This is a genomic window from Carboxylicivirga linearis (assembly GCF_018271995.1).
Classification (GTDB): domain Bacteria; phylum Bacteroidota; class Bacteroidia; order Bacteroidales; family Marinilabiliaceae; genus Carboxylicivirga; species Carboxylicivirga linearis.
In genome coordinates this window covers 19,741-40,688 of the sequence record NZ_JAGUCO010000010.1, presented here as the reverse complement: position 1 = coordinate 40,688, position 20,948 = coordinate 19,741, and the positions used below count along the sequence as shown (strand labels likewise).

The window sequence follows — 20,948 nt, the reverse complement described above, 5'->3', positions numbered from 1 at the left end:
TGATTATTTATTAACCACCAACTTCTTAACTATTGTACCTTCATCGGTATATATTTTTACCAGATAAGTTCCCAAAGTCAGGTTTTCAATATTGATAGGAGAATTGGAATTAACATTAGGATATTTCGCCATCAGATATCCAGCCACATTGAATATTTCACAATCGAAAGATGAAGATCCGTCAATGTAGAAAATTCCGCTGCAAGGATTGGGATAAATGTTGAATGACGAATCAAGAATATTATCACCAATGGCTGTACTTGTTTCATTCGGTATAAACTCAACAGTAAGACTACCATAAACAGAGGCAATACCAGTCCCTGCTGTTTCAGCGTAATTTTGAGCTACCGCATAGAAAGTATGGCTTCCTGCAGCAATATTATAAACGCGGGTATGCGAGAATGAATTCCTATTCAAATCATCGTCCACCGCCTGAACAGATACATTTCCGTCATTTACTCCCCAATCAGGAGTATCACTGGCCGCCAAAACAATCATATCACCATCATCAGAAATACACAATCCGTCGAAATGAACAATGGCTTTTCCAGCAGTTTGCGGATTAATAGTAACCTGACCAACAGTAGTTACATCACTTAAATCAGTATTCGCATTTACAATAGAAGCAAAGGCAACAGGAAGAATTTCGTCTGGAATAAACAAGGCAGTTAGCGTACCATAAATTGAAGCGACACCGTTTCCTTCTGTTTCTACAGAATTATGAGCAACAGCATAAAATGTTTGACTACCTGCACTAACATCATAGACTCGTGTATGTGAAAATGAATTTCGTTTTAAATCAGAATCAATTGCTTCAACCCCTACATTTCCGTCGTTTACCTCCCACGATGTTGTATTACTTGCTGCCAATACAATACGATCACCAGGATCGGATATACATTTCCCGTCGAAATGCACAATCACCTTTCCTGAAGTTGTTGGATTAAGAGTAACTTGACCAACTGTTGTTTTATCAGATAAGTTGATGTTCGATTGCACTACACCCTGATATTCGACCATATATTGTCCTTCCGGAACAAATTCTACAGTTAAGCTGCCGTAAATGGATGCTTTACCCGAACCCGCTGTTTCAACATAGTTATGTGCAATAGCATAAAAAGAATGAGCTCCTGCCGTTACATCATAAACGCGAGTATGGGAAAAAGGTCTGCTTCTTAACGATTGGCTGATACCTTCAGCAGAAACACTTCCGTCGTTTGTTCCCCACGATGTTGTATTGCTTGCTGCCAATACGATTCGATCTCCAAAATCAGAGGAACAAACACCGTCGAATCGCACAATTGCCTTACCGGAAACTTGAGGATTGATTGATACCTGCCCAACAACGGTTTCGTTTGTTACATCAATTCGCGTTTTTGAGATACCTTGAAAAGCCACTATTTGAGCCATCATGGTCATTACACCTGTTAGGATGAATAAGATTGAAAGTAAAATTTTCTTTTTCATGTTGAATTATTTTTAAGTTATAGTTTGTTATACATCACAGTTAATATCTGAGGAAATACCAACCTTGATTCTTACCACTCAATCCGTTGAGGCTTTTCTTCCATAAACAAAAATGCGACACGGTAATAGATTTTAGAGATCCCATAACAATAAGTTTTAAGTTTAGATTTTTACAAACTCAACGCGCCTGTTGCTGGCTTTTTCTTCAGGTGTAGCATTGTGATTCAATGGCACCGATTCTCCAAATCCTTTTGCTTGCAAACGAGAAGAATCAATTCCCATCTTTATCAAAGTATTCATCACTTCCTGCGCACGTATTTCGGATAATGATTGATTCTTCAAATCATCTCCATCACTATCTGTATGGCCCTCAACTGAGAATTTCAAATCTGCATTTTTCTGCATCAACTCATATATCTCGTTGATTTGCCCCATTGATTCTGGTTTGAGAGTAGCTTTATTCACATCGAAACGAATGCCATTACAAACAATCTTTCCATCGCTTAGCACTCGATCGTAATATTTTACACCACCTTTGGCAATTCTCACATTTTTTAGATACCAGATTTTGTCTTCATTTACATCGGCAAAATAACATTGAACGGATAGGCCTGTAGGATTGTACTCGTAATGAGGAATATTTATCAATCGCGTATCATCTAAATACACTTTCATTTTACCTTTAGTATAAGCAATGGAGACGTGCATCCAACGGCCCTGATCTCGATCTCTCGCAGGTGCATATTCACCTGTAACATTATTAACAGCAACGCTATTAATATTAATTTCTATTTCCTGATCACCGCCACTGCGTTGACGTTTTCGATCCCATAAATAAACAAAGAAGCGATTTCCATGAGCAGGACGATAGATGTCAAATTCAATGGTAAAAACATCAGGCAAATAATCAGTTTCAGCATTTTTAAGATAAGGAACAATTTCAGGACTGCCATCGAAGAAGGCAATTACTTTCTCACCATCAACTTCTACAATTTCAACCTGACCGCCTTTTAAATCCCAGCGTGTTGGAAATTCACCATTTTCTTCATCTATATCAGGAGCATCTGAAAAAATGACCTCATCACCAGGAACAAAATCGAATTTACTCCAATTCATGGTTACTTTATCTGCTACTGGTGCTTTATCAGAAACTTCCTTATCAGAAGATGAAGTTGAAACTTCAGTCTTTTCCTGAGCCACTGAACTCTTTGAAGATTTTTTCTTTTTCTTACCAAACAATGAGCCAATACCTTCTTCGAGTTTGTCGAAGGTTTTATCAATAGCTTCGTCCGTTTTTTGGTTAGCTTTTCTGTTGGCCGAACTTTCAACTTTTTTACCAACATCCACTTTTACCTGTGCTTTTATCTGAGTTGAAAGCACAAAAAGGCAAACAATTATTATCAGATTTTTCATAGCGAAGATTCTTGGGTTAATCGAATTGAAATAGAGAAATTGTTTCGAGACATTCCTCAAAGAACATCCCGAAACTCGTTTCCCGATAATCTATAATCAGAAGCAGTACATTAACCCAGCTCCGATATTTAAGTAATCGGCTCCGCCCAATGTGTATTTTATTTCGCCAGAAAGAAACAAATTATCACTTAAGCCCATTCTTCCACCTAATCCAATATTTAAGCCAACTTCAGAACCTTTTGCTTCCATATCAGAGGTCATACTTACCATTAAATCAGAATACTCATCGCCATAGTACTCTCCATAATAATCATCATATCCAGTGGTATAGTCACCAACTATATCATCATACTTAATTTTGTAGAAAGTTACATTTAGGCCAGCTAAAGCATACAAAACACCTTTATCGCTGCTAGTAAAAACATAATGTCCGTTAAAATCAAGTGCTGACCAGTTGGTATAGTTCTTTTTGAAGTAATAAGTATAACCAGCATCAGCTTCCCAGTCATCGTTTATAAGGTACAAGCCTTTTAGGTGGATACCCAAATTATCAATATCAGTAGCATAATCGAGGCCTGCTCCCAACATAAATTTCGAATCCTGAGCTTTAGCTGTTAATCCCAAAACACATAGCGCACCCAGCACTAAGTACATTTTAATTGTTCTCATGTCAATAGGTTTTTAATTGTTTATACTTCAAAAGTAGAACCTATCAATATGTGTTTTTGGGGTATATTTGAATTGGTAGTACGCTAACTTGAAAGCGTATTGAATTTAACTGAATTTGTTTTGGGCTGTATAAACATTTACAATCACAACGCTTCTACCATCTGCAGCACATAGGCTTTTCGGCGCCCTGACACGGGTATTTCCTTTCCGTTATTTAGGATGATAAATCCACCGTCAGTTTTATCAATCTTGTTTACACAGTTCAGGTTAACCAAGAATGATTGATGAGGCCGAAAAAAACGATATTCCTCCAACAAATCAGCAAACTCTTTAATCGATTTCGATACTAAAATCTCTTTTTGATCTTTTAAATAAAAAGAGGTATAACTATTATCGCTTTTACAATAAACAATATCGCTAACCTCAACTAAATGGATAGCATCAGAAGTACGAAGTACGATTTTCTTGCGCTGCTCTTCCTTCTCAAAATGATCAATAAAATTAGTCATCTGAGCCGAACTTAACGATTGCTGAATACTATCAATGGCATTAGAAACAGCTTGCACAAACTCGGTTTCGTTTACAGGCTTAAGAATATAATCGATGGCGCTAAACTTAATGGCTTTGATGGCAAATTGATTAAATGCCGTAATAAAAATCAATTTGAATGAGTAGGGTTTTACCTTTTGCAAAATATGAAAACCCGTTCCTCCCTTAATTTCAATATCTAAAAATACAATATCGGGTTTATGTTGCAGAATAATTGCCACACCTTCATCTACCGATCCGGCTTCAGCCATTATTTGAATTTCGGTGAAATTATCAGCAACCAACTCACGAAGCAACAAACGCATATTAGGTTCATCATCAATAATTACAGCTTTAAAACGGCTCATAATTTCAGGAATTTAAAATGGGACTTAATTCAAGTATTGGCAGATACAAATCAATTCGGGTACCTTGACTATCATTCTCAGATAAGTCGTAAATAACAGGCTCAGGAACATTCGGGAATTTATCGCGGATAATTTTCATTCGCTGCTTAAAAATAGTAGTAGCCATCGACTTGTGATTGATTGTACCTTTTTCTTTCGTCGTGTTTATTCCCTCTCCATTATCTTCAATCACTACATGAATAAGATCTTCCTTCTCTTCAAAAGCAAGCTTCACCTTTCCTCCCGAACTGTAATTTTTAATCCCATGTTTGATGGCATTTTCAACAAAAGGCTGGATCAACATGGGAGGAACAGCTACAAATTCTACATCAATATCTTCAGGCACTTCAATACTGTACTGGAAATTGGATTGCAAACGCATTTTTTCAAGTTCCAGATAATTTTTTAGTGTACTTATTTCTTCATCGAGCGATACCTGTTCTACTGCCGAATTATTCAAAATAGAGCGAGTTAACGAAGCAAAGTTACCCATATATCTTGCAGCTGTTTTAACATCATTCTGATACATATAACTTTGAATGCTACCCAGAGCATTAAACAAGAAGTGAGGATTCATTTGTGATCGCAACAACTGTTGTCTTACTTTATCACGCTCTAACAGAATTCGTTTTTGTTTCTCCTTCTGCATAAAAAACCAAAAACCAATGGTAAGAACCAGCAATGCAATAATGGCAATACCTATTTTAAGTCGTTGCTCTTTTATCTCATTTTCGGCCGAAAGCAGTTTAATTTGCTGTTCACGCTTTTCGGTTTCGTATTCGATCTCAAGCGCCTGCATTTCCCGCGCTTTCTTCAAGCTGTAAATACTATCGTTTATTTGCTCATTTTGCACCATCACCTGCATTGCCAAAGGCCATTGCCGCTGATTCTGATAAAGCTCTTTCAGACTACTATTGATGGACAATAAATTTTCGTACGAGTGTATATTGGTAGAAATTGATTTTGCTTTTAATAAATAATCGGCAGCTTCGTCATACTTATTCTGCTTAAGCTTTATTTTACCCAAATAATCGTAACACAAGGCAATGTATCGTTCCGTATGATATTTTAGATGTAGATTTAAGGCTCCGTTCAAATACGATTCAGCTTTAAAATAATCGCCTTTATTAAAATAAGCCTGACCAATTAAATGGTTCGATACACCAAGCCCTTTCTTATCACCCATTTCCAGTTTAATATCTTTGGCTGTAGTAAAATATAAAATAGCTGAATCGGGTTGATTTTGCAGCATATAAACTTCACCCATAGCTCCCAGGTTATAGGATTGGGTTCGTAAATCATTTCTATGCTTCGCTGTTTTCTGCGATTCTCTGAAATAATGCATCGCCTGATCATACTCCTTTTGTACAACATAAACCGCACCCAGAGTATTTTGAGTAAACGACGCTCCTTTATCATTGCCATTAGCCTCCTGCAAATCCAGAGCTTTATGAAAATTTTTAATGGCCAAACTATTCATATCCTGCAATCGATACGCCTGACCAATATTATTATAGTTATAAGCCATCTGAAAACTATCCTTGAGCTGAATAGCCAGTTCCAACGATTTATGATGATAAAAAACAGCAGAATCAAATCGCTCGCTATATCGTTCGTTTAGTCCTAATCGATCATACATTCGCATGGCTCCGCGAGTGTAGCCAATATCCGAAGAGTAATTGATATAATCAACCAGAATATTTTTATACTCATCTTTTAATTGGCGACGATAGATTTTTATGAGCGCATAAACACTATCGACTAATAACGTATCATTACCGGCATCAGTTAAAACACTTACTAAACTATCTTTTAATTCAACAGGTGGAAGCTTGCTACCTCTTGCGTAGCTTTCAGGGAAGAAGGTAAGACTTAAGATAATTCCTAATAAAATTGTCTTTCCCCAATTTACAGACAATAGTTGGCTACTCATTTAGTTTGGTTCAATTAGATTTGGTCAAAGGTCTTCTTTATCTGTGCAAAACTAAATAATAATAGCCTGAAATTAATCCCATTCACGTAAAGTTTCATAACGTTAGTGGATTATTAGCAGCACATTGTTAATTCCATTATTCATTACGATCCAGACAAATAGTCAATATAAGATTAAAATAATTTCAATTTTATTTTGAGCATATTCTCATTATTTATAATTTTGAGCATATTCTCATTTAAATTTTAAATTGATGCCTCGCAGAAGAAGATTACGAAAAATAGTAGCTCCACCCGGATTTAAAGGGTACAAACCATATGGCCACAGACCCAATAACAGATCGGTAGAACTTCTTTACGAAGAATACGAGGCCATTAAACTGGCTGATTACGATTTAATGAATCAACTGGAAGCATCAAAGCTAATGGGAATATCGCGGGCCACCTTTGCACGGATTTACGAAACCGCGCGACGAAAGATAGCTGAAGCTCTGGTTGAGACCAAAGAAATAAGAGCCGTTTATGGCCATGCACATATGGACGAAAGCTGGTATGTATGCAATCGTTGCAATGCCCGATTTAATTTACCTGATTGTTCAACTAGCGATTGCTGCCCAATGTGCCAGTCAAAAAATATTGAAACCATCATTACCAACAAAGAGGAATAAGTTATGAAAATAGCCATTACATCAACTAATAATTCACTCGATTCAACCTTTGATTTAAGATTTGGCAGAGCAGCCTACTTCTGCATTTTCAACACAGAAGACCTCTCCACTGAATTTATTGAGAATAAAAACGTCAATACCAAAAGTGGTGCAGGAAACAAAGCTGCACAAACAATAATAGAATCAGGAGTTTCAAGAGTTATCTCGGGCGATTTTGGTCCCAAAGCAAAAGACATGCTGAACAAGTTTAAAATTCAAATGGTAATGTTGGATGATGATAGTAAAACCATTTCATCCATCATAGAACAGTTAAAATCAAATAATAATTATGCCTAGAATGGATGGTACCGGTCCTTCAGGACAAGGTTCTGGAACCGGCAGAGGACAAGGAAGATGTCAATCTTCAAACAATAATGGAAAAAATCGTTCAAACACTCCAAAGGGTAGTGGAATGGGACGTAATTCGGGTCGCGGTAGGGGACGCGGATTAAGGTGGTTTAATTCAGATAAGAGTTAGCACTCTATTTCTTGTCTGACTTTTACTTTGTCTGAGTACGATAGCGGAGTAGTTTGTTAGGGGCAGACTCTCCGCTATTTTAACCTGATTTAATTTCATACAAATGCCAATTAAAATAGCTGTAGCTAGCGGCAAAGGAGGTACGGGAAAAACAACTGTAACAGTAACCCTATTTCATTATATAAAAGAAAACATCACAAGCAAAGTTCAAATTGCCGATTGTGATGTAGAGGAACCTAATTCATCTATATTTTTTGATGATCTGAAACCAATTGAATCCAAAGAGGTATTGCAGATGATTCCTTCTATTAATACAGATAGATGTTCGTTTTGCAAAAAATGCGTTGACTATTGCGAATTCAATGCGACTGTTGTTATTCCAGGGGTTGGTTTTGCCGAAGTCAACTCAGCTCTGTGCCATTCTTGTGGAGCCTGCCTTTATGCATGTCCTGAAGATGCACTAACGGAAAAAAGCCATGCAATTGGTCAATTGATAAAGTTCGGAAACAATCAGGAGACTCCTTTAATTGAGGGAAAACTAAAAGTTGGTTCAGCTATGCAAACCATGGTCATCAACCATTTAGTGAATGATGATTGGCTTAACGGAGATATCATACTTTACGATGCGCCTCCCGGAACCAGCTGCTCAGTGGTATCAACTGTCAGTCAGGCCAATTACATTATTTTAGTTACTGAACCCACTCCTTTTGGTCTGCACGATCTGAAATTAATGATTGAATTAGTTAGAAAGCTAAATAAACCGTTTGGAGTAATTATTAATAAGGCTGACAAAGGCTTTGAAGAAACAAATACTTATCTGATGAGCGAAGGAATAGAAATATTAGCCGAAATACCATTTAGGGTTGATTATGCCAGTTCCTATGCACAGGGAAGCATTTTAAAAAATATACCTGGCGATATTAATGCAGCTTATTCCAAACTGATTTCTAATCTTAAAAATAAATGGGTTCACTATGCTTGAGATTACAGTATTAAGTGGTAAAGGAGGCTCTGGAAAGACAACTATATCAGCAGCATTAGCAAGTTTGTTTACTTCTGCGGTTATATGTGACAACGATGTTGATGCTGCCGATTTGTTTCTATTGCTCAACCCAGTAATAAAAGAGCAAGGTAGCTTCCTTAGTGGACAAACGGCTAGTATCAAAACAGAAATCTGTTCAAGTTGTGGCTTATGTCAGTCACTTTGTAGGTTTAATGCCATTGAATTAAATAACAATGATGAATATGTAGTAAATCCATTTAACTGTGAAGGATGCAGATTATGCGAGAGAGCCTGCCTTCAACAAGCCATTACAACCGTTCAAAATGATGGACACAGGTGGTATGAATCTTCAACACGTTTTGGATCATTTGTACATGCTCAAATGGAACCAGGAGAAGAAAACTCAGGTAAGTTGGTCACCTTCATTCGCAAAAAAGCAAAAGATCTTGCAGTCAATCAAGCAGCTAATGTTATACTTAACGACGGACCTCCGGGAATTGGATGCCCTGTTATAGCATCTCTTTCAGGAACCAACATGGTTCTTTTAGTGATTGAACCTACTTTATCGGGTCATCATGATGCTTTGCGTGTGGTTGATCTGATCAACAGTTTTAACATTCCGGGATATGCGATTTTAAATAAATCAGGAATTAATAAAGAAGTCGAAAAAACAATTATTGCAGACCTGAAAAAATTGAATATCCCTTTGTTAGGCAAAATTCCGTATGCGAAAGAATTTTGGGAAGCAATGAAAGAGCAACAAAACATTTTTGAATATGCACCTTCATCACAACCGGCTCAGGCAATCCAAACCATTTGGCACAACCTAATTCAATACCAGCCTGAAATAACAACAGAAAGTAAAATAATAACTCATCAATAAAAAATCATGTCTGATTATAAAATGGTAACACCTCTAGAAAAACAACCTGAACTGCTTAGTTCTGTTAAGAACGTTATTTTGGTGGCTTCGGGGAAAGGAGGCGTAGGAAAATCAACCATGGCAGCCAACCTTGCTATAAGTTTGGCGCGGGAAGGATATAGAACCGGCTTGCTCGATGCCGACGTTTACGGCCCCTCTGTCCCAATTTTGTTTGATATTAAAAACCAGCGACCCGTTGCTGAAAAAGAAAACGAGAAAGCCAGAATTATTCCCATCGAAAAATATGGGGTTAAAATTATGTCGATTGGTTTATTAACCAAGGAAGAAGATGCTATGATTTGGCGTGGTCCCATGGCATCAAAAACGCTAAAACAAGTTATAGAAGACACCAAATGGGGTGAACTGGATTTCTTATTGATTGACATGCCTCCCGGCACAGGTGATATTGCCATCACCATGGCTCAGGATATCAAAAAAGCAAAAGCTCTGATTGTGATTACACCACAACAGCTGGCTGTTGCTGACGGCAGAAAAGCCGGATATATGTTCTCAAATCCACACGTTCAAACACCTGTTTTGGGAATCATTGAAAACATGGCCTGGTTTACACCTGCTAATCATCCAGATGAACGTTATTTCATTTTTGGTAAAGGTGGAGGGCAGCAATTGGCTGATGAATTAAACGCTCCATTGATAGGTCAGATTCCTTTAGTTATGGAGATTGAAGAAACATCAGACAGTGGCAAAAATATTTTCCTGACAGACACGCCATCTGTTCACAAAGCATTTCAGGAGCTGACTAATAACATACTTAAAAAAGTAAATTAAGTATCAACTTAAAATCCGAGTCCAAAATGAAAAACAAACGCATTGTTATTATAGGTGGATCTGCTGCCGGACCAAAAGCTGCAGCCAGAGCAAGACGATTAGATGAGTCTGCTGAGATTACTATCTTCCAGAAAGCACCTGATTTATCAATGGCTTCATGTGGTTATCCTTATTATGTGGGTGGTTTTTTTGATGATAGAAACAAGCTACTCTGCACCCCCACCGGAGTTGTTCGCGATCCGAAATATTACCTGAATGCAAAAGGTATTGATGCCAAAGTTAATACAGAAGTAACGCGGATCGATCGCAAAAATATGTTGGTTGAATTTAAGGATCTGACAACTGGTGAAACAGGCATTCAACCCTATGATAAACTTATTATAGCCACCGGATCAACACCTAAAATGCCTCCTATACCCGGCATCGATCTGGAAGGAATCACTCCTTTACAATCAATGCAAAACGCTGATTATTTGCGTAAGATCAGAGATGATAAAAGCATTAAAAAAGCAGTTGTTATAGGTGGGGGTTTAATTGGTATTGAAACAACCGAAGCGCTAAATCTGGCTGGCATTGAACTCACCCTTATTGAGTTATTACCACAACTATTAACCTTCCTTGACTGGAAGATGGCTAAGCTGGTTGAGAACTACCTGAAAACAAAAGCCAATGTTATTACTAAAAACGGTGTTGCCGAATTTATTGGTGAAAACGGTAAACTTAAAGCAGTGAAGCTTGCCAATGGCACTGAAATACCTTGCGAACTGGCTGTTGTAGCAATTGGTGTAACTCCTCGAGTGGATCTAGCTCGCGAAGCAGGATTAGATATTGGTGAACTGGGAGGACTAGCTGTTAACGACTACATGCAAACTTCAGATAAAGACATATATGCTGTTGGCGACTGCATTGAAGTAACCAATAAGATAACAGGCAAAAAAGTATTGGCACCTTATGGCGACCTTGCTAATCTTGAAGGACGTGTCGCCGGCGAAAATGTAATATTGAATGATGTTGCAACATTTAAGGGAACCATTCAAACCGGTATCTGTAAAATATTTGACTACGGCGTTGGTATTACCGGTCTATCCGAAGCAATTGCTGAAAAGGAAGGATTAGATTACATTAAGGTTGTTAACGCCAGTCCGGATAAGCCAGGCTTTATGAACGGAAAATTACTCATCACCAAATTAGTGGCTGAGAAGCAAACTGGTCGCATATTGGGGGCCCAGGTTATTGGGCCGGGTGATGTAAGTAAACAAATTGCTATTTGGGCAACCGCTATCATGGGCAAACTTACAGTGGATGATTTGGCAAATAACGACTTACCTTATGCCCCACCATTCTCGTTAGCCATCGATCACAGCATTGCTACAGCTCATATCATGCAAAATAAAATGCGCGGATTATTCGATGGAATATCCGCACTGGAGGTAAAAGAAAAATTAGATAAGAATGAACGCCTTTATCTATTAGACACCCGCGGACCCGATGAGTATGAACAAACTCGTTTGGGTGCAGGTGAGACATTGATACCAATAGGACAGTTACGTACTCGCATTCAGGAATTACCTGATGACAAGTCTACTCCTATTGTTACATACTGTAAAATCTCATTACGCGGATACGAAGCTTCACGTGTATTAAAAGCTCATGGTTACACCAATGTTAAAGTAATGGAGGGAGGCATTATGGGCTGGCCTTTCGAAAAAGAGAAATAATACAGCTTAGTATTACAATCCCGGTATCACGTTCCTACTTTTATTGATACCGGGATTTTTTACATCATTAAGTCTTTTCTATCTTCACTCCCAACTTATAAATAGCTATTAACAATTGCTGATAAGAGCAACACAAAATATAATTTAATGATTGATTTTTGGCTGATACGACATGGTGAGACTGAAGAAAATGCGGCAGGTATATGCCAGGGGCAAACACCTGGAACATTAAGTACTATTGGCAAACAGCAAGCCCAGGCTGTGGGTGAAGTTTTAAAAGATGAAACATTCGACTTGTTTTATTCCAGCGACCTGAAGCGTACAATGGAAAGCATGCTAGCTATTACATGTCATCACAATAACCAGGAAATTATTCCTGAGCCTTTACTTCGCGAACGTTATCTTGCAGGCTGGCAGGGACAACCTTTTCCAAAAAACTGGGATATGAAAACACTTCCTGAAGGTGCCGAAACAGCCGAAGACCTCATCCATCGGGCAAAAGAATTTCTTAAACTGATTACGACTCATCATCATGGAAAGAAAATTGCAGCCATGAGTCATGGGGGATTAATCCGTGCATTCTGGACCGTTTTGCACAATTATGATGTTGATACATACCATCAATGGGAGTCGCCCAAAAACACCTCCATCAGTAGATTTAAACTAATGCCGGATGGAACAGTTGAAGTTATTTTTATTAATCAGGCAGATCATATCTCATTTGTTCAACTCAACTCATCAAATAATAGCCAATGGCAGTTATAGTTGGCACCCTATAAAATCATCCAATAGTTATTAGCAATTGCAGAATAGGCCTATCTTTTATACATTTGAGGAAGCCTATTATACGATGAAAAAACAACTGAATGAGAGAATTCGTCTTGCCCTGACGAAAGAAGGAGTTGAAAACTGGCATTTATGGGGACCATACCTCAGCGAACGCCAATGGGGGACAGTACGGGAAGATTACAGTGAAGGAGGAGATGCGTGGAATTATTTTTCGCATGCACAAAGCCTGATGCGAGCATACCGATGGGGTGAAGATGGTATTGGCGGCATATCAGACGACACACAACAGCTATGTTTTGCCTTCGCTTTTTGGAATGGTAAAGATTCGATATTAAAGGAACGCTTGTTTGGACTCACCAATAATCAGGGTAACCACGGAGAGGATGTGAAGGAATATTATTTCTACAAGGATAATACTCCTACCCATAGTTATATGAAATATATTTACATGTACCCTCAAAATCCGTTTCCATACAGTGACCTAATTGAAGAAAACGCCAGACGAACCCGACAAGAAGATGAATTTGAATTAATTGACACAGGTATATTCGATCAAAACGAATATTTTGAAATTAGCATAGAATACGCCAAAGAGGAACACGATGATATTTTTATCTGCGCAAGTATTATCAATCGAGGGCCTAAAATGTCACAGATTCATTTGCTACCAACCCTCTGGTTTCGCAATACCTGGTCGTGGGAAAAGACACCTGATCAGATAACACCCACTTTAAAAGGGACCGATTCAGGTAATCAACAATTTATAACAGCGCATTACAGTAAGCAGAAAACCAAAGAAGATCAAACTTACTACCTGTACTTCGATACTCAAACATCGTTGTTATTTTGCAACAACGACACCAACAATAAAGAGCTATTTGATGGTAATAACTGCACCGAGTACACAAAAGACGGCATCAACAACTATGTCATCAATAATCAGGCTGAAGCCGTCAATCCTTATTTGATTGGAACCAAAGCTTCGGCTCATTATGTACTAGATATTGAGGCTGGTGAAAAACAATCGCTATGTTTCCGATTATCAACCAAAGAATTTAAGGCTGGTGAAAATCCGTTTGAAAACAAACAAGAAGTTTTTAAGGATTGCCTTGATGATGCCAACGATTTTTACCGAAGCATTGCTCCCGATACCGATGATGAAGACATACAAAACATCTTCCGCCAGGCTAAGAGTGGTATGCTTTGGACCAAACAATATTACGAGTTTGATGTATCGAAATGGCTTTCGGCTAACGGTATCAAACCCTGGGTACAAATGGAAACGCGCGAAAACAGAAGAAATGCTTCGTGGTTTCAATTGAAATGCGAAGACATTTTATCCATGCCCGACAAGTGGGAATATCCATGGTTTGCCGCATGGGATCTGGCTTTTCACATGATTCCTTTTATGGAATTAGATCCTGATTTCACAAAAATGCAGCTGAAGCAGATGCTAAGTGCCGATTATATGTCGATTAATGGCCAGATACCTGCTTATGAATGGAACTTCAGTGATGTTAATCCTCCGGTTCATGCCTGGGCAGTGATGGAAACCTACCTTAGAGAACGAGAGGGAGTTAAAGGCAGAGGTGATAAAAAATGGTTAGCCTATTGCTTTCAAAAATTAAGTCTGAATTTTAACTGGTGGTTGAATCGTAAAGATCCGGATGGCAATAACCTGTTTGAAGGTGGCTTTTTGGGTTTAGATAATATAGGTGTGTTCGATCGTAGCAACAACCTGCCCACAGGAGGCCATATAGAACAAGCCGACGGGACATCGTGGATGGCTTTTTTCAGTTTACAGATGTTTCGTATGGCCATAGAGTTATCTAAAGAAGAAGATATTTATAACAGCTTTGTGTTTAAATATTTTATGCAAACGATTTGGATAGCAGGTGCTCTCAATAATAAAAACGAAGAAGGTCAGCAAATGTGGGACGAAGAAGACAACTTCTTTTACGACCTGCTACACTTTCCTGATGGCAAAACCATGCGACTCAAAACAAGATCACTGGTGGGATTGCTTCCTCTGATGTCGGTATGTATTTTACCTCAAAGCATTTTGGAAGAGTTTCCTCAAATAACAGAACGCGTCGAAGACTTTGCCAATCGTTTTCCTGAAATATACCGCAATATCCATCGTCCGGGAATATTAGGAGAACAAAACTGCATAATGGTTTCTATTTTAGACAGACATAAATTAACCTGTATCATAAATCGTATGTTTGACGAAGAGGAGTTTTTAAGTCCTTATGGAATTCGCTCTTTATCAAAATACCACGAAGCCAATCCTTATGTTTTTGAATGGGGCGACGAAGAATTCAAGGTTGAATACATTCCCGGTGAATCAGAAAGCGATATGTTTGGTGGAAATTCAAACTGGAGAGGGCCAATATGGATACCTTCTAACATACTTCTTCTTAACTCCTTACTTGCCTATTACACCTATTACGGAGACAGTTTACAGGTTGAATGTCCAACCGGATCGGGCAATCAAATGCACCTGTTACATGCTGCTCAATTTGTTGCGAAAAGGGTATTGAAATTATTTATTAAAGATGAAAATGGACAACGTCCTTACAATCTGGGGAATGATAAATTCCGAACCGATGCTAACTGGGCTGAAAACCTGCTCTTCTATGAGTATTTTAATGCCGAAACTGGAAAAGGATTAGGTGCCAGTCATCAAACAGGATGGACCGGCTGTATCACCGATTTAATGACATTGGTTTACGATGTAACCGAAAAGAACTTTAATAAAAACATGCATCTGGTAGGTAACATTACCTTTTAGAATAAATAATAAGTAAATATATAGCTGTCCAAAATATTTCTGTTTATTGGCGCTTCGCCCAAACCCGACTTCATTTTTTGTCTTGACACAAAATATGAAGCAAAAAAAGTCAAGGCTGCACCCATCTCACTCAAAAAACTACGGTTAGCTGACTGAAATCGTTTAAACTCACTGCGTTCAAACAAAAACGATTTTTATCCGTCAATCTAACCTTGTTTTTTGGCTCACTGGCTGAGGCCCACTAAGAACCAACTGTAAGAAAAGCTTTATTTCTTATTTTATGATAGCAATGAAGAAAATATAAAATAAGCCCGGATTGCATTTTTATCTGATTCGGGCTTTTATTTCTTAAAACACCATTTCAACTTCGACATCATTTATCGTTGCTAATACTCAAACATTATTATCTTTACCGCTTGCTAACATGTTAAAGTTGATACTGCTTTATTCATTCGAATAACTTGTCTACCTATGAAAAGATTCTTGTTTTTGACATTCGGTCTATGCTACCTTTTGAGTCTGGAAGCACAAAACACTAAAATCGATTCATTATTTCAATTGCTGGATAATGCCATTGAGCGAAAACCCATTTTCATAAAGGAAAGAATACAAACTATTGATAGTCTTAAACTACAACTCAATCATACTGAAACAACTGAGGATATCTATCATTTCAGTCAGAAGTTGTACGACGAATACAAAACCTTTCAATACGATTCGGCCTACCACTACGCAATGGCTATTTACAGGCAATCAAAAAGCTTAAAAGATACATATTGGTACAATCAGAGTTGCCTTGATTTGGCTTTTATCATGACCTCATCGGGGTTATACACCGATTCGTATCGGTTTATTGAAGATATTATTACCGACTCATTAACCAATAAGCAGCGATTACTATATTACAACTATTGCTCAAGGTATTTTCATGATCTAACCCTGTTTAATGGTCGAAATCTTTTTTCTGATGAATACTGGTATAAATCTCGCGACTATCTGGATTCTCTGATTACATTATCTGAGCAATTGAACCAACCCGATTATATTCATCGTGGGCAATTGGAATTGTATGATGGAAACATTGAACGTGCTAAAAATCAATATCTCCGTTTTATTGAAAATCAGAATTCATATAGTCAGGATTATTCTATCACTACCTCTACCCTCTCGTTTATTTACAGTGTGTCTGATAACCCGGAATTACAAAAGCAATACGCCATTATGGCTGCCATTTCAGATATTCACTGTGCCATTACCGAAAATGCCTCTTTTCATAAACTGGCATTGATATTATACGACGAAGGTGATACCGAAAGAGCCTATCAGCTTATTAAGTTATCGCTCGATGATGCCAATTATTACAATGCCCGCTTGCGAAGGGTTGAAATCGCCAAGTCGTTACCCATTATTGAAAAAGCTTTTCATGATAAGTTAAATCGCGAAAAGCGACGATTGGCTATTGCCCTAGCAGCCATTAGTTTTCTGGCTTTATTGATTCTATTCGCAGCCTTTTATATTCTTAAACAATTAAAAGAATTAAGGCAAAACCGTATGGTGATTCAATTAACCAATGATCAACTGAATCAATTAAACCGCGATTTACTGGAATCGAACAAGATTAAAGAAGAATACATCGGGCACTTCCTGAATCTTTGCTCGCAGTATATCGATAAAATTGAGCAGTTTCAGCAATTGGTTCAACGCAAAATTAAAGTGGGGCAGATTGATTCATTACTAGCTATGACCAAATCGAAAAAACTGATTAATGAAGAGATGCAGGAGCTTTTAATGAGTTTCGATCGTATCTTCCTGAAACTATTTCCTGATTTTAAAGATGAATTCAACGCGCTCTTTGAACCTGAAAATCAATTCTCGTTAAAGAAAGACGAGCTTTTAAATACCGAACTTCGCATTTTTGCATTAATCCGTTTAGGTGTGCACGATAGTTCGAAGATTGCACAGTTTTTACGCTACTCGGTAAATACCGTTTATACATATCGCACCAAAGTTAAAAACCGCGCTAAGATCGATAGGGATAAATTCGAAAATGAAATTATGAAGATTGATAGTTTTACATCGTAGTTATTCATTTTTTATATCTAAATGATTAAAAATCCATATAAAATCAAGCATACTTAAGTATAACCTATCTATATTTTTTATCCCACAACAAAACCATATACCACTACCCCACAATAACTTAAAGGATTTACCCCTTCTTAAAAGTCTATATTTTCGTTCATATACATCTACAGAGCACATAGATCACAAATAGTTTTGTAATCGGAATAATCCGAGTTCGAAATTAAAAGTTTTGTTATGAAAAAAATCTATGTGAGCTCAAGGACTTTGCGAACCCATATGTGGTTACCAAAAGTCTTTGCACTTCTGTTATTACTAACTAGTATTTCCGGCTTCGCCCAGGAAACACATTCCGTCTCTGGTATTGTCAAAGATCAATCAGGAGAGACCATAATAGGGGTTAATGTTATTGTTAAAAGCAAGACCATTGGTACTGTAACCGATCCCAACGGGCAATTTTCGTTAAGTGACTTATCTACATCCGACACCTTAATTTTTTCCTTTATTGGATTTGATGATCAGGAAATTGCTATTGCTGGTCGTCAGACCATAAATGTAGTTATGACATCAACCGAAGAGTTGGTAGGTGAAGTGGTTATTATTGGTTATGGTTCTGTTAAGAAAGACGACCTTACCGGTTCGGTATCAGTGCTAAAACCCGATTTAAAGACCAGGGGTTCAGCTCCTAATCCTCAGGATATGTTAATCGGTAAAATTCCCGGGGTACAAATCACCACTGCCGGTGGTTCACCAAGCGCAGGAGCAACTATTCGTATTCGTGGAGGATCATCTCTTTCGGCCAATAACGATCCGCTAATTGTTGTAGATGGTATTCCATTGGGTGGAGGTCCTGGTGGTGTTGGTAATATGCTAAGTACCATTAACCCAACCGACATCGAAACATTTACAGTATTAAAAGATGCATCGGCAACCGCCATTTACGGTTCACGCGCTTCAAACGGTGTTATTCTTATCACCACTAAAAAAGGTAAATCAGGTAAACTACGTATCAACTACGATGGTAATGTATCGGTAAGTCAACGCAAAGAAGGCATTGATGTACTGAATGGTGATGAGTACCGCACTTTCATTCAGGATGCCTTTGCCGGTTTATCTAATGAAGAAGAAGTGATTGGAAAACTGGGAAGTGAAAACACCGATTGGCAGGATGCTATTTTCCGCACATCGATAAGTACCGAGCACAACTTAAGTGCTTATGGTTCATATAAAGATATGATGCCTTACCGTACTTCGGTAGGCTACACCAATCAGAATGGTATTTTGAAAACATCCAATATGGAACGTTTTACAGGTAGTTTCTCTGTTACACCAAAGCTGTTAGATGATCATTTATCGGTAAACCTAAACGGGCGTGGAATGTATATTAAAAACCGATTCGCCAATCAGGGTGCCATAGGATCAGCCATATCAATGGATCCAACTCAACCAATTTACGACGAAAACAGCCCTTACGGTGGTTATTGGTCGTGGACAGGAACTGATGGAAATATTTTAAGTGTGGCTACCAAGAACCCTGTTTCATTATTAGAAATGCGCGACGACACCTCAGAAGGTTATCAGTTTATTGGTAATGCACAGGCCGATTACAAACTACACTTCTTCCCAAAAATCAATTTCAATTTAAATATGGGAATTGATTATTCCGAAACAACCGGACATAATGCAACACCTCATACTGCACCTGCCGAAGCTAATTCAGGTGGTTACCAAAACGACTGGAAGAATACACGAAATAATTCTTTGCTCGATTTCTATGGTCAGTATAAAACTGATATGGACTTTATGGATAGTAATATGGAAGTGATGGCAGGTTATTCGTGGCAACACTTCTGGTGGGAAAACAGCAATCTGGCTATCCGCACTGCTCCCGACCGCTATGGTGAAGTAATAGAGGATAATGTACCCTACGCTGAAGAGTATTACCTGGTATCTTTCTTTGGACGAATGAACTGGAACATGTATAACAAATACCTGCTTACTTTTACGGTTCGGCAGGATGGTTCATCAAGGTTTAATGAGGACAACCGCTGGGGAGTGTTCCCGGCAGCAGCCTTTGCATGGCGCATCAATCAAGAGAATTTCCTGAAAGACTCGGGCGTTTTATCCAATCTTAAATTGCGTTTAGGCTGGGGACTTACCGGTCAGCAGGATATTGGTTACACCTATCCGTCTGTTAGAGTTTACCAGAATAGTGTGGGTGAAGCAGCCAATTATTATCGAAACGGAGTTTGGCAAACGCTTATCAAACCATTATCATATAATAACGATTTAAAATGGGAAACCACTCGTACATGGAACGTTGGATTTGATTACGGTTTCTTCAATAACCGCCTGAATGGTACCATCGACTTCTATAGTCGCGAAACCCGCGACTTGCTGAATCAGGAAGTTAAAGTTGCGGCAGGTAGCAACTTCAGCGAATATGTGGTAGCCAATATTGGTACCCTGGAGAATATCGGTACAGAATTCTCGGTAAATGTGATTCCTATTGTAAAAAACAACTGGAAGTGGGAATTTGGATTCAACTTTGCCTATAACAAAAATGAAATTACTGCACTTACCTTTAACAACGATGCAGCTATGCACCGTTTTGGTAACACAGGAGGTGATGGAGGATTCGATCTACTTGCTCATACTGTAGGCAACCCTCACTCGATGTACTATGTGTACGAGCAAATTTACGATGAAGCCGGTAAGCCTATTGAAGGAATGTATGTGGATAGAAATAATGACGGCACTATCAACGAAGAAGATTTGTATCTATACCATAAGTTCACTCCCGACTGGAACCTTGGTTTTAATACAAAACTAAATTACAAAAACTGGGACTTTTCAATTGCTTCTCACGGAAGTTTAGGTAACTACAACTACAATGCTGTTGCTGCCAATAATGCTGAACTGGCTCCTGCCCGTGTTTATGCCAACGAGTTTTTAAGCAACCGACATTCAACGGCTTTCGATACTAATTTTAACTACAAACGCGTGTTGTCCGATTACTATGTACAAGATGCCTCTTTCTTCAGAATCGACAATATCACACTTGGATATTCGATAGATAAAGTGTTGGGTTTTGAAACGCAAACACGTTTATCAATGGCGGTACAAAATCCTTTTGTATTTACAAAATACGAAGGTCTCGATCCGGAAGTATATGGCGGTGTGGATAACAATTTCTACCCTCGTCCTATCATGTATGTAATGGGTGTGAGTGTTAACTTTTAATTGAAGC

Annotated in this window: 16 protein-coding genes; 11 read left to right on the top strand and 5 right to left on the bottom strand. The window is 38.3% G+C overall.

The genetic code is table 11. From position 1 onward, the window contains the following. Positions 1-3 precede the first annotated feature (3 nt). From KEM10_RS13735 to KEM10_RS13715, 5 genes are all read right to left on the bottom strand, one after another. Positions 4-1,467, bottom strand: a complete 1,464-nt coding sequence (locus tag KEM10_RS13735) for a T9SS type A sorting domain-containing protein (RefSeq protein ID WP_212216595.1) — start codon at positions 1,465-1,467, stop codon at positions 4-6. Between the two features lie 162 nt (positions 1,468-1,629). Then, positions 1,630-2,880, bottom strand: coding sequence for an OmpA family protein (locus KEM10_RS13730; RefSeq protein ID WP_212216594.1), 1,251 nt, complete (start codon positions 2,878-2,880; stop codon positions 1,630-1,632). Positions 2,881-2,976: 96 nt separating this feature from the next. Next, the gene (locus KEM10_RS13725; RefSeq protein WP_212216593.1) at positions 2,977-3,549 is read right to left on the bottom strand and encodes an outer membrane beta-barrel protein; all 573 of its coding nucleotides are present in this window, start codon (positions 3,547-3,549) and stop codon (positions 2,977-2,979) included. A 143-nt stretch (positions 3,550-3,692) separates the two neighbouring features. Continuing rightward, on the bottom strand, positions 3,693-4,445 hold the full coding sequence (locus tag KEM10_RS13720; RefSeq protein ID WP_212216592.1) for a LytR/AlgR family response regulator transcription factor: 753 nt from the start codon (positions 4,443-4,445) through the stop codon (positions 3,693-3,695). Between the two features lie 4 nt (positions 4,446-4,449). Further along, on the bottom strand, positions 4,450-6,417 hold the full coding sequence (locus tag KEM10_RS13715) for a tetratricopeptide repeat-containing sensor histidine kinase (protein WP_212216591.1): 1,968 nt from the start codon (positions 6,415-6,417) through the stop codon (positions 4,450-4,452). Positions 6,418-6,670: 253 nt separating this feature from the next. Here KEM10_RS13715 and KEM10_RS13710 point away from each other — a divergent pair, with 253 nt between their 5' ends. The 11 genes from KEM10_RS13710 (at position 6,671) to KEM10_RS13660 (ending at position 20,941) form a co-directional block, all read left to right on the top strand. Continuing rightward, positions 6,671-7,084 carry a DUF134 domain-containing protein gene (locus KEM10_RS13710; protein WP_212216590.1) on the top strand — a complete coding sequence of 138 codons (414 nt, stop codon included), beginning with the start codon at positions 6,671-6,673 and terminating at the stop codon, positions 7,082-7,084. 3 nt (positions 7,085-7,087) lie between these two features. After that, a complete protein-coding gene (locus tag KEM10_RS13705) occupies positions 7,088-7,420 on the top strand; it encodes a NifB/NifX family molybdenum-iron cluster-binding protein (RefSeq protein WP_212216589.1) in 333 nt (110 codons plus the stop codon). Continuing rightward, positions 7,413-7,601: a DUF5320 domain-containing protein gene (locus KEM10_RS13700; protein ID WP_212216588.1), complete on the top strand. Its 189-nt coding sequence runs from the start codon at positions 7,413-7,415 to the stop codon at positions 7,599-7,601. The genes KEM10_RS13705 and KEM10_RS13700 overlap by 8 nt, the downstream gene beginning before the upstream one ends. Before the next feature lie 103 nt (positions 7,602-7,704). Continuing rightward, positions 7,705-8,583 (top strand): nucleotide-binding protein, encoded by an 879-nt coding sequence (locus KEM10_RS13695; protein WP_212216587.1) that lies wholly within the window; start codon positions 7,705-7,707, stop codon positions 8,581-8,583. After that, the gene (locus KEM10_RS13690; RefSeq protein ID WP_212216586.1) at positions 8,576-9,487 is read left to right on the top strand and encodes an ATP-binding protein; all 912 of its coding nucleotides are present in this window, start codon (positions 8,576-8,578) and stop codon (positions 9,485-9,487) included. Before KEM10_RS13695 ends, KEM10_RS13690 begins: the two co-directional genes overlap by 8 nt. Before the next feature lie 6 nt (positions 9,488-9,493). After that, complete coding sequence (locus KEM10_RS13685) at positions 9,494-10,315, top strand: Mrp/NBP35 family ATP-binding protein (RefSeq protein ID WP_212216585.1); 822 nt, start codon at positions 9,494-9,496, stop codon at positions 10,313-10,315. Between the two features lie 26 nt (positions 10,316-10,341). Beyond that, complete coding sequence (locus KEM10_RS13680) at positions 10,342-12,033, top strand: FAD-dependent oxidoreductase (RefSeq protein ID WP_212216584.1); 1,692 nt, start codon at positions 10,342-10,344, stop codon at positions 12,031-12,033. Between the two features lie 147 nt (positions 12,034-12,180). Beyond that, positions 12,181-12,798, top strand: a complete 618-nt coding sequence (locus KEM10_RS13675) for a histidine phosphatase family protein (protein ID WP_212216583.1) — start codon at positions 12,181-12,183, stop codon at positions 12,796-12,798. An 85-nt stretch (positions 12,799-12,883) separates the two neighbouring features. After that, complete coding sequence (locus KEM10_RS13670) at positions 12,884-15,616, top strand: MGH1-like glycoside hydrolase domain-containing protein (RefSeq protein ID WP_212216582.1); 2,733 nt, start codon at positions 12,884-12,886, stop codon at positions 15,614-15,616. A 471-nt stretch (positions 15,617-16,087) separates the two neighbouring features. Next, positions 16,088-17,698, top strand: a complete 1,611-nt coding sequence (locus KEM10_RS13665; protein WP_212216581.1) for a DUF6377 domain-containing protein — start codon at positions 16,088-16,090, stop codon at positions 17,696-17,698. 237 nt (positions 17,699-17,935) lie between these two features. Next, on the top strand, positions 17,936-20,941 hold the full coding sequence (locus KEM10_RS13660) for a SusC/RagA family TonB-linked outer membrane protein (RefSeq protein ID WP_212216580.1): 3,006 nt from the start codon (positions 17,936-17,938) through the stop codon (positions 20,939-20,941). The last annotated feature ends 7 nt before the right edge of the window (positions 20,942-20,948 follow it).

Bases quoted from the DNA above. Each gene is read 5' to 3' on its own strand.
- KEM10_RS13735 (WP_212216595.1), bottom strand. From the start codon at position 1,467: ATGAAAAAGAAAATTTTACTTTCAATCTTATTCATCCTAACAGGTGTA.
- KEM10_RS13730 (WP_212216594.1), bottom strand. From the start codon at position 2,880: ATGAAAAATCTGATAATAATTGTTTGCCTTTTTGTGCTTTCAACTCAG.
- KEM10_RS13725 (WP_212216593.1), bottom strand. From the start codon at position 3,549: ATGAGAACAATTAAAATGTACTTAGTGCTGGGTGCGCTATGTGTTTTG.
- KEM10_RS13720 (WP_212216592.1), bottom strand. From the start codon at position 4,445: ATGAGCCGTTTTAAAGCTGTAATTATTGATGATGAACCTAATATGCGT.
- KEM10_RS13715 (WP_212216591.1), bottom strand. From the start codon at position 6,417: ATGAGTAGCCAACTATTGTCTGTAAATTGGGGAAAGACAATTTTATTA.
- KEM10_RS13710 (WP_212216590.1), top strand. From the start codon at position 6,671: ATGCCTCGCAGAAGAAGATTACGAAAAATAGTAGCTCCACCCGGATTT.
- KEM10_RS13705 (WP_212216589.1), top strand. From the start codon at position 7,088: ATGAAAATAGCCATTACATCAACTAATAATTCACTCGATTCAACCTTT.
- KEM10_RS13700 (WP_212216588.1), top strand. From the start codon at position 7,413: ATGCCTAGAATGGATGGTACCGGTCCTTCAGGACAAGGTTCTGGAACC.
- KEM10_RS13695 (WP_212216587.1), top strand. From the start codon at position 7,705: ATGCCAATTAAAATAGCTGTAGCTAGCGGCAAAGGAGGTACGGGAAAA.
- KEM10_RS13690 (WP_212216586.1), top strand. From the start codon at position 8,576: ATGCTTGAGATTACAGTATTAAGTGGTAAAGGAGGCTCTGGAAAGACA.
- KEM10_RS13685 (WP_212216585.1), top strand. From the start codon at position 9,494: ATGTCTGATTATAAAATGGTAACACCTCTAGAAAAACAACCTGAACTG.
- KEM10_RS13680 (WP_212216584.1), top strand. From the start codon at position 10,342: ATGAAAAACAAACGCATTGTTATTATAGGTGGATCTGCTGCCGGACCA.
- KEM10_RS13675 (WP_212216583.1), top strand. From the start codon at position 12,181: ATGATTGATTTTTGGCTGATACGACATGGTGAGACTGAAGAAAATGCG.
- KEM10_RS13670 (WP_212216582.1), top strand. From the start codon at position 12,884: ATGAAAAAACAACTGAATGAGAGAATTCGTCTTGCCCTGACGAAAGAA.
- KEM10_RS13665 (WP_212216581.1), top strand. From the start codon at position 16,088: ATGAAAAGATTCTTGTTTTTGACATTCGGTCTATGCTACCTTTTGAGT.
- KEM10_RS13660 (WP_212216580.1), top strand. From the start codon at position 17,936: ATGAAAAAAATCTATGTGAGCTCAAGGACTTTGCGAACCCATATGTGG.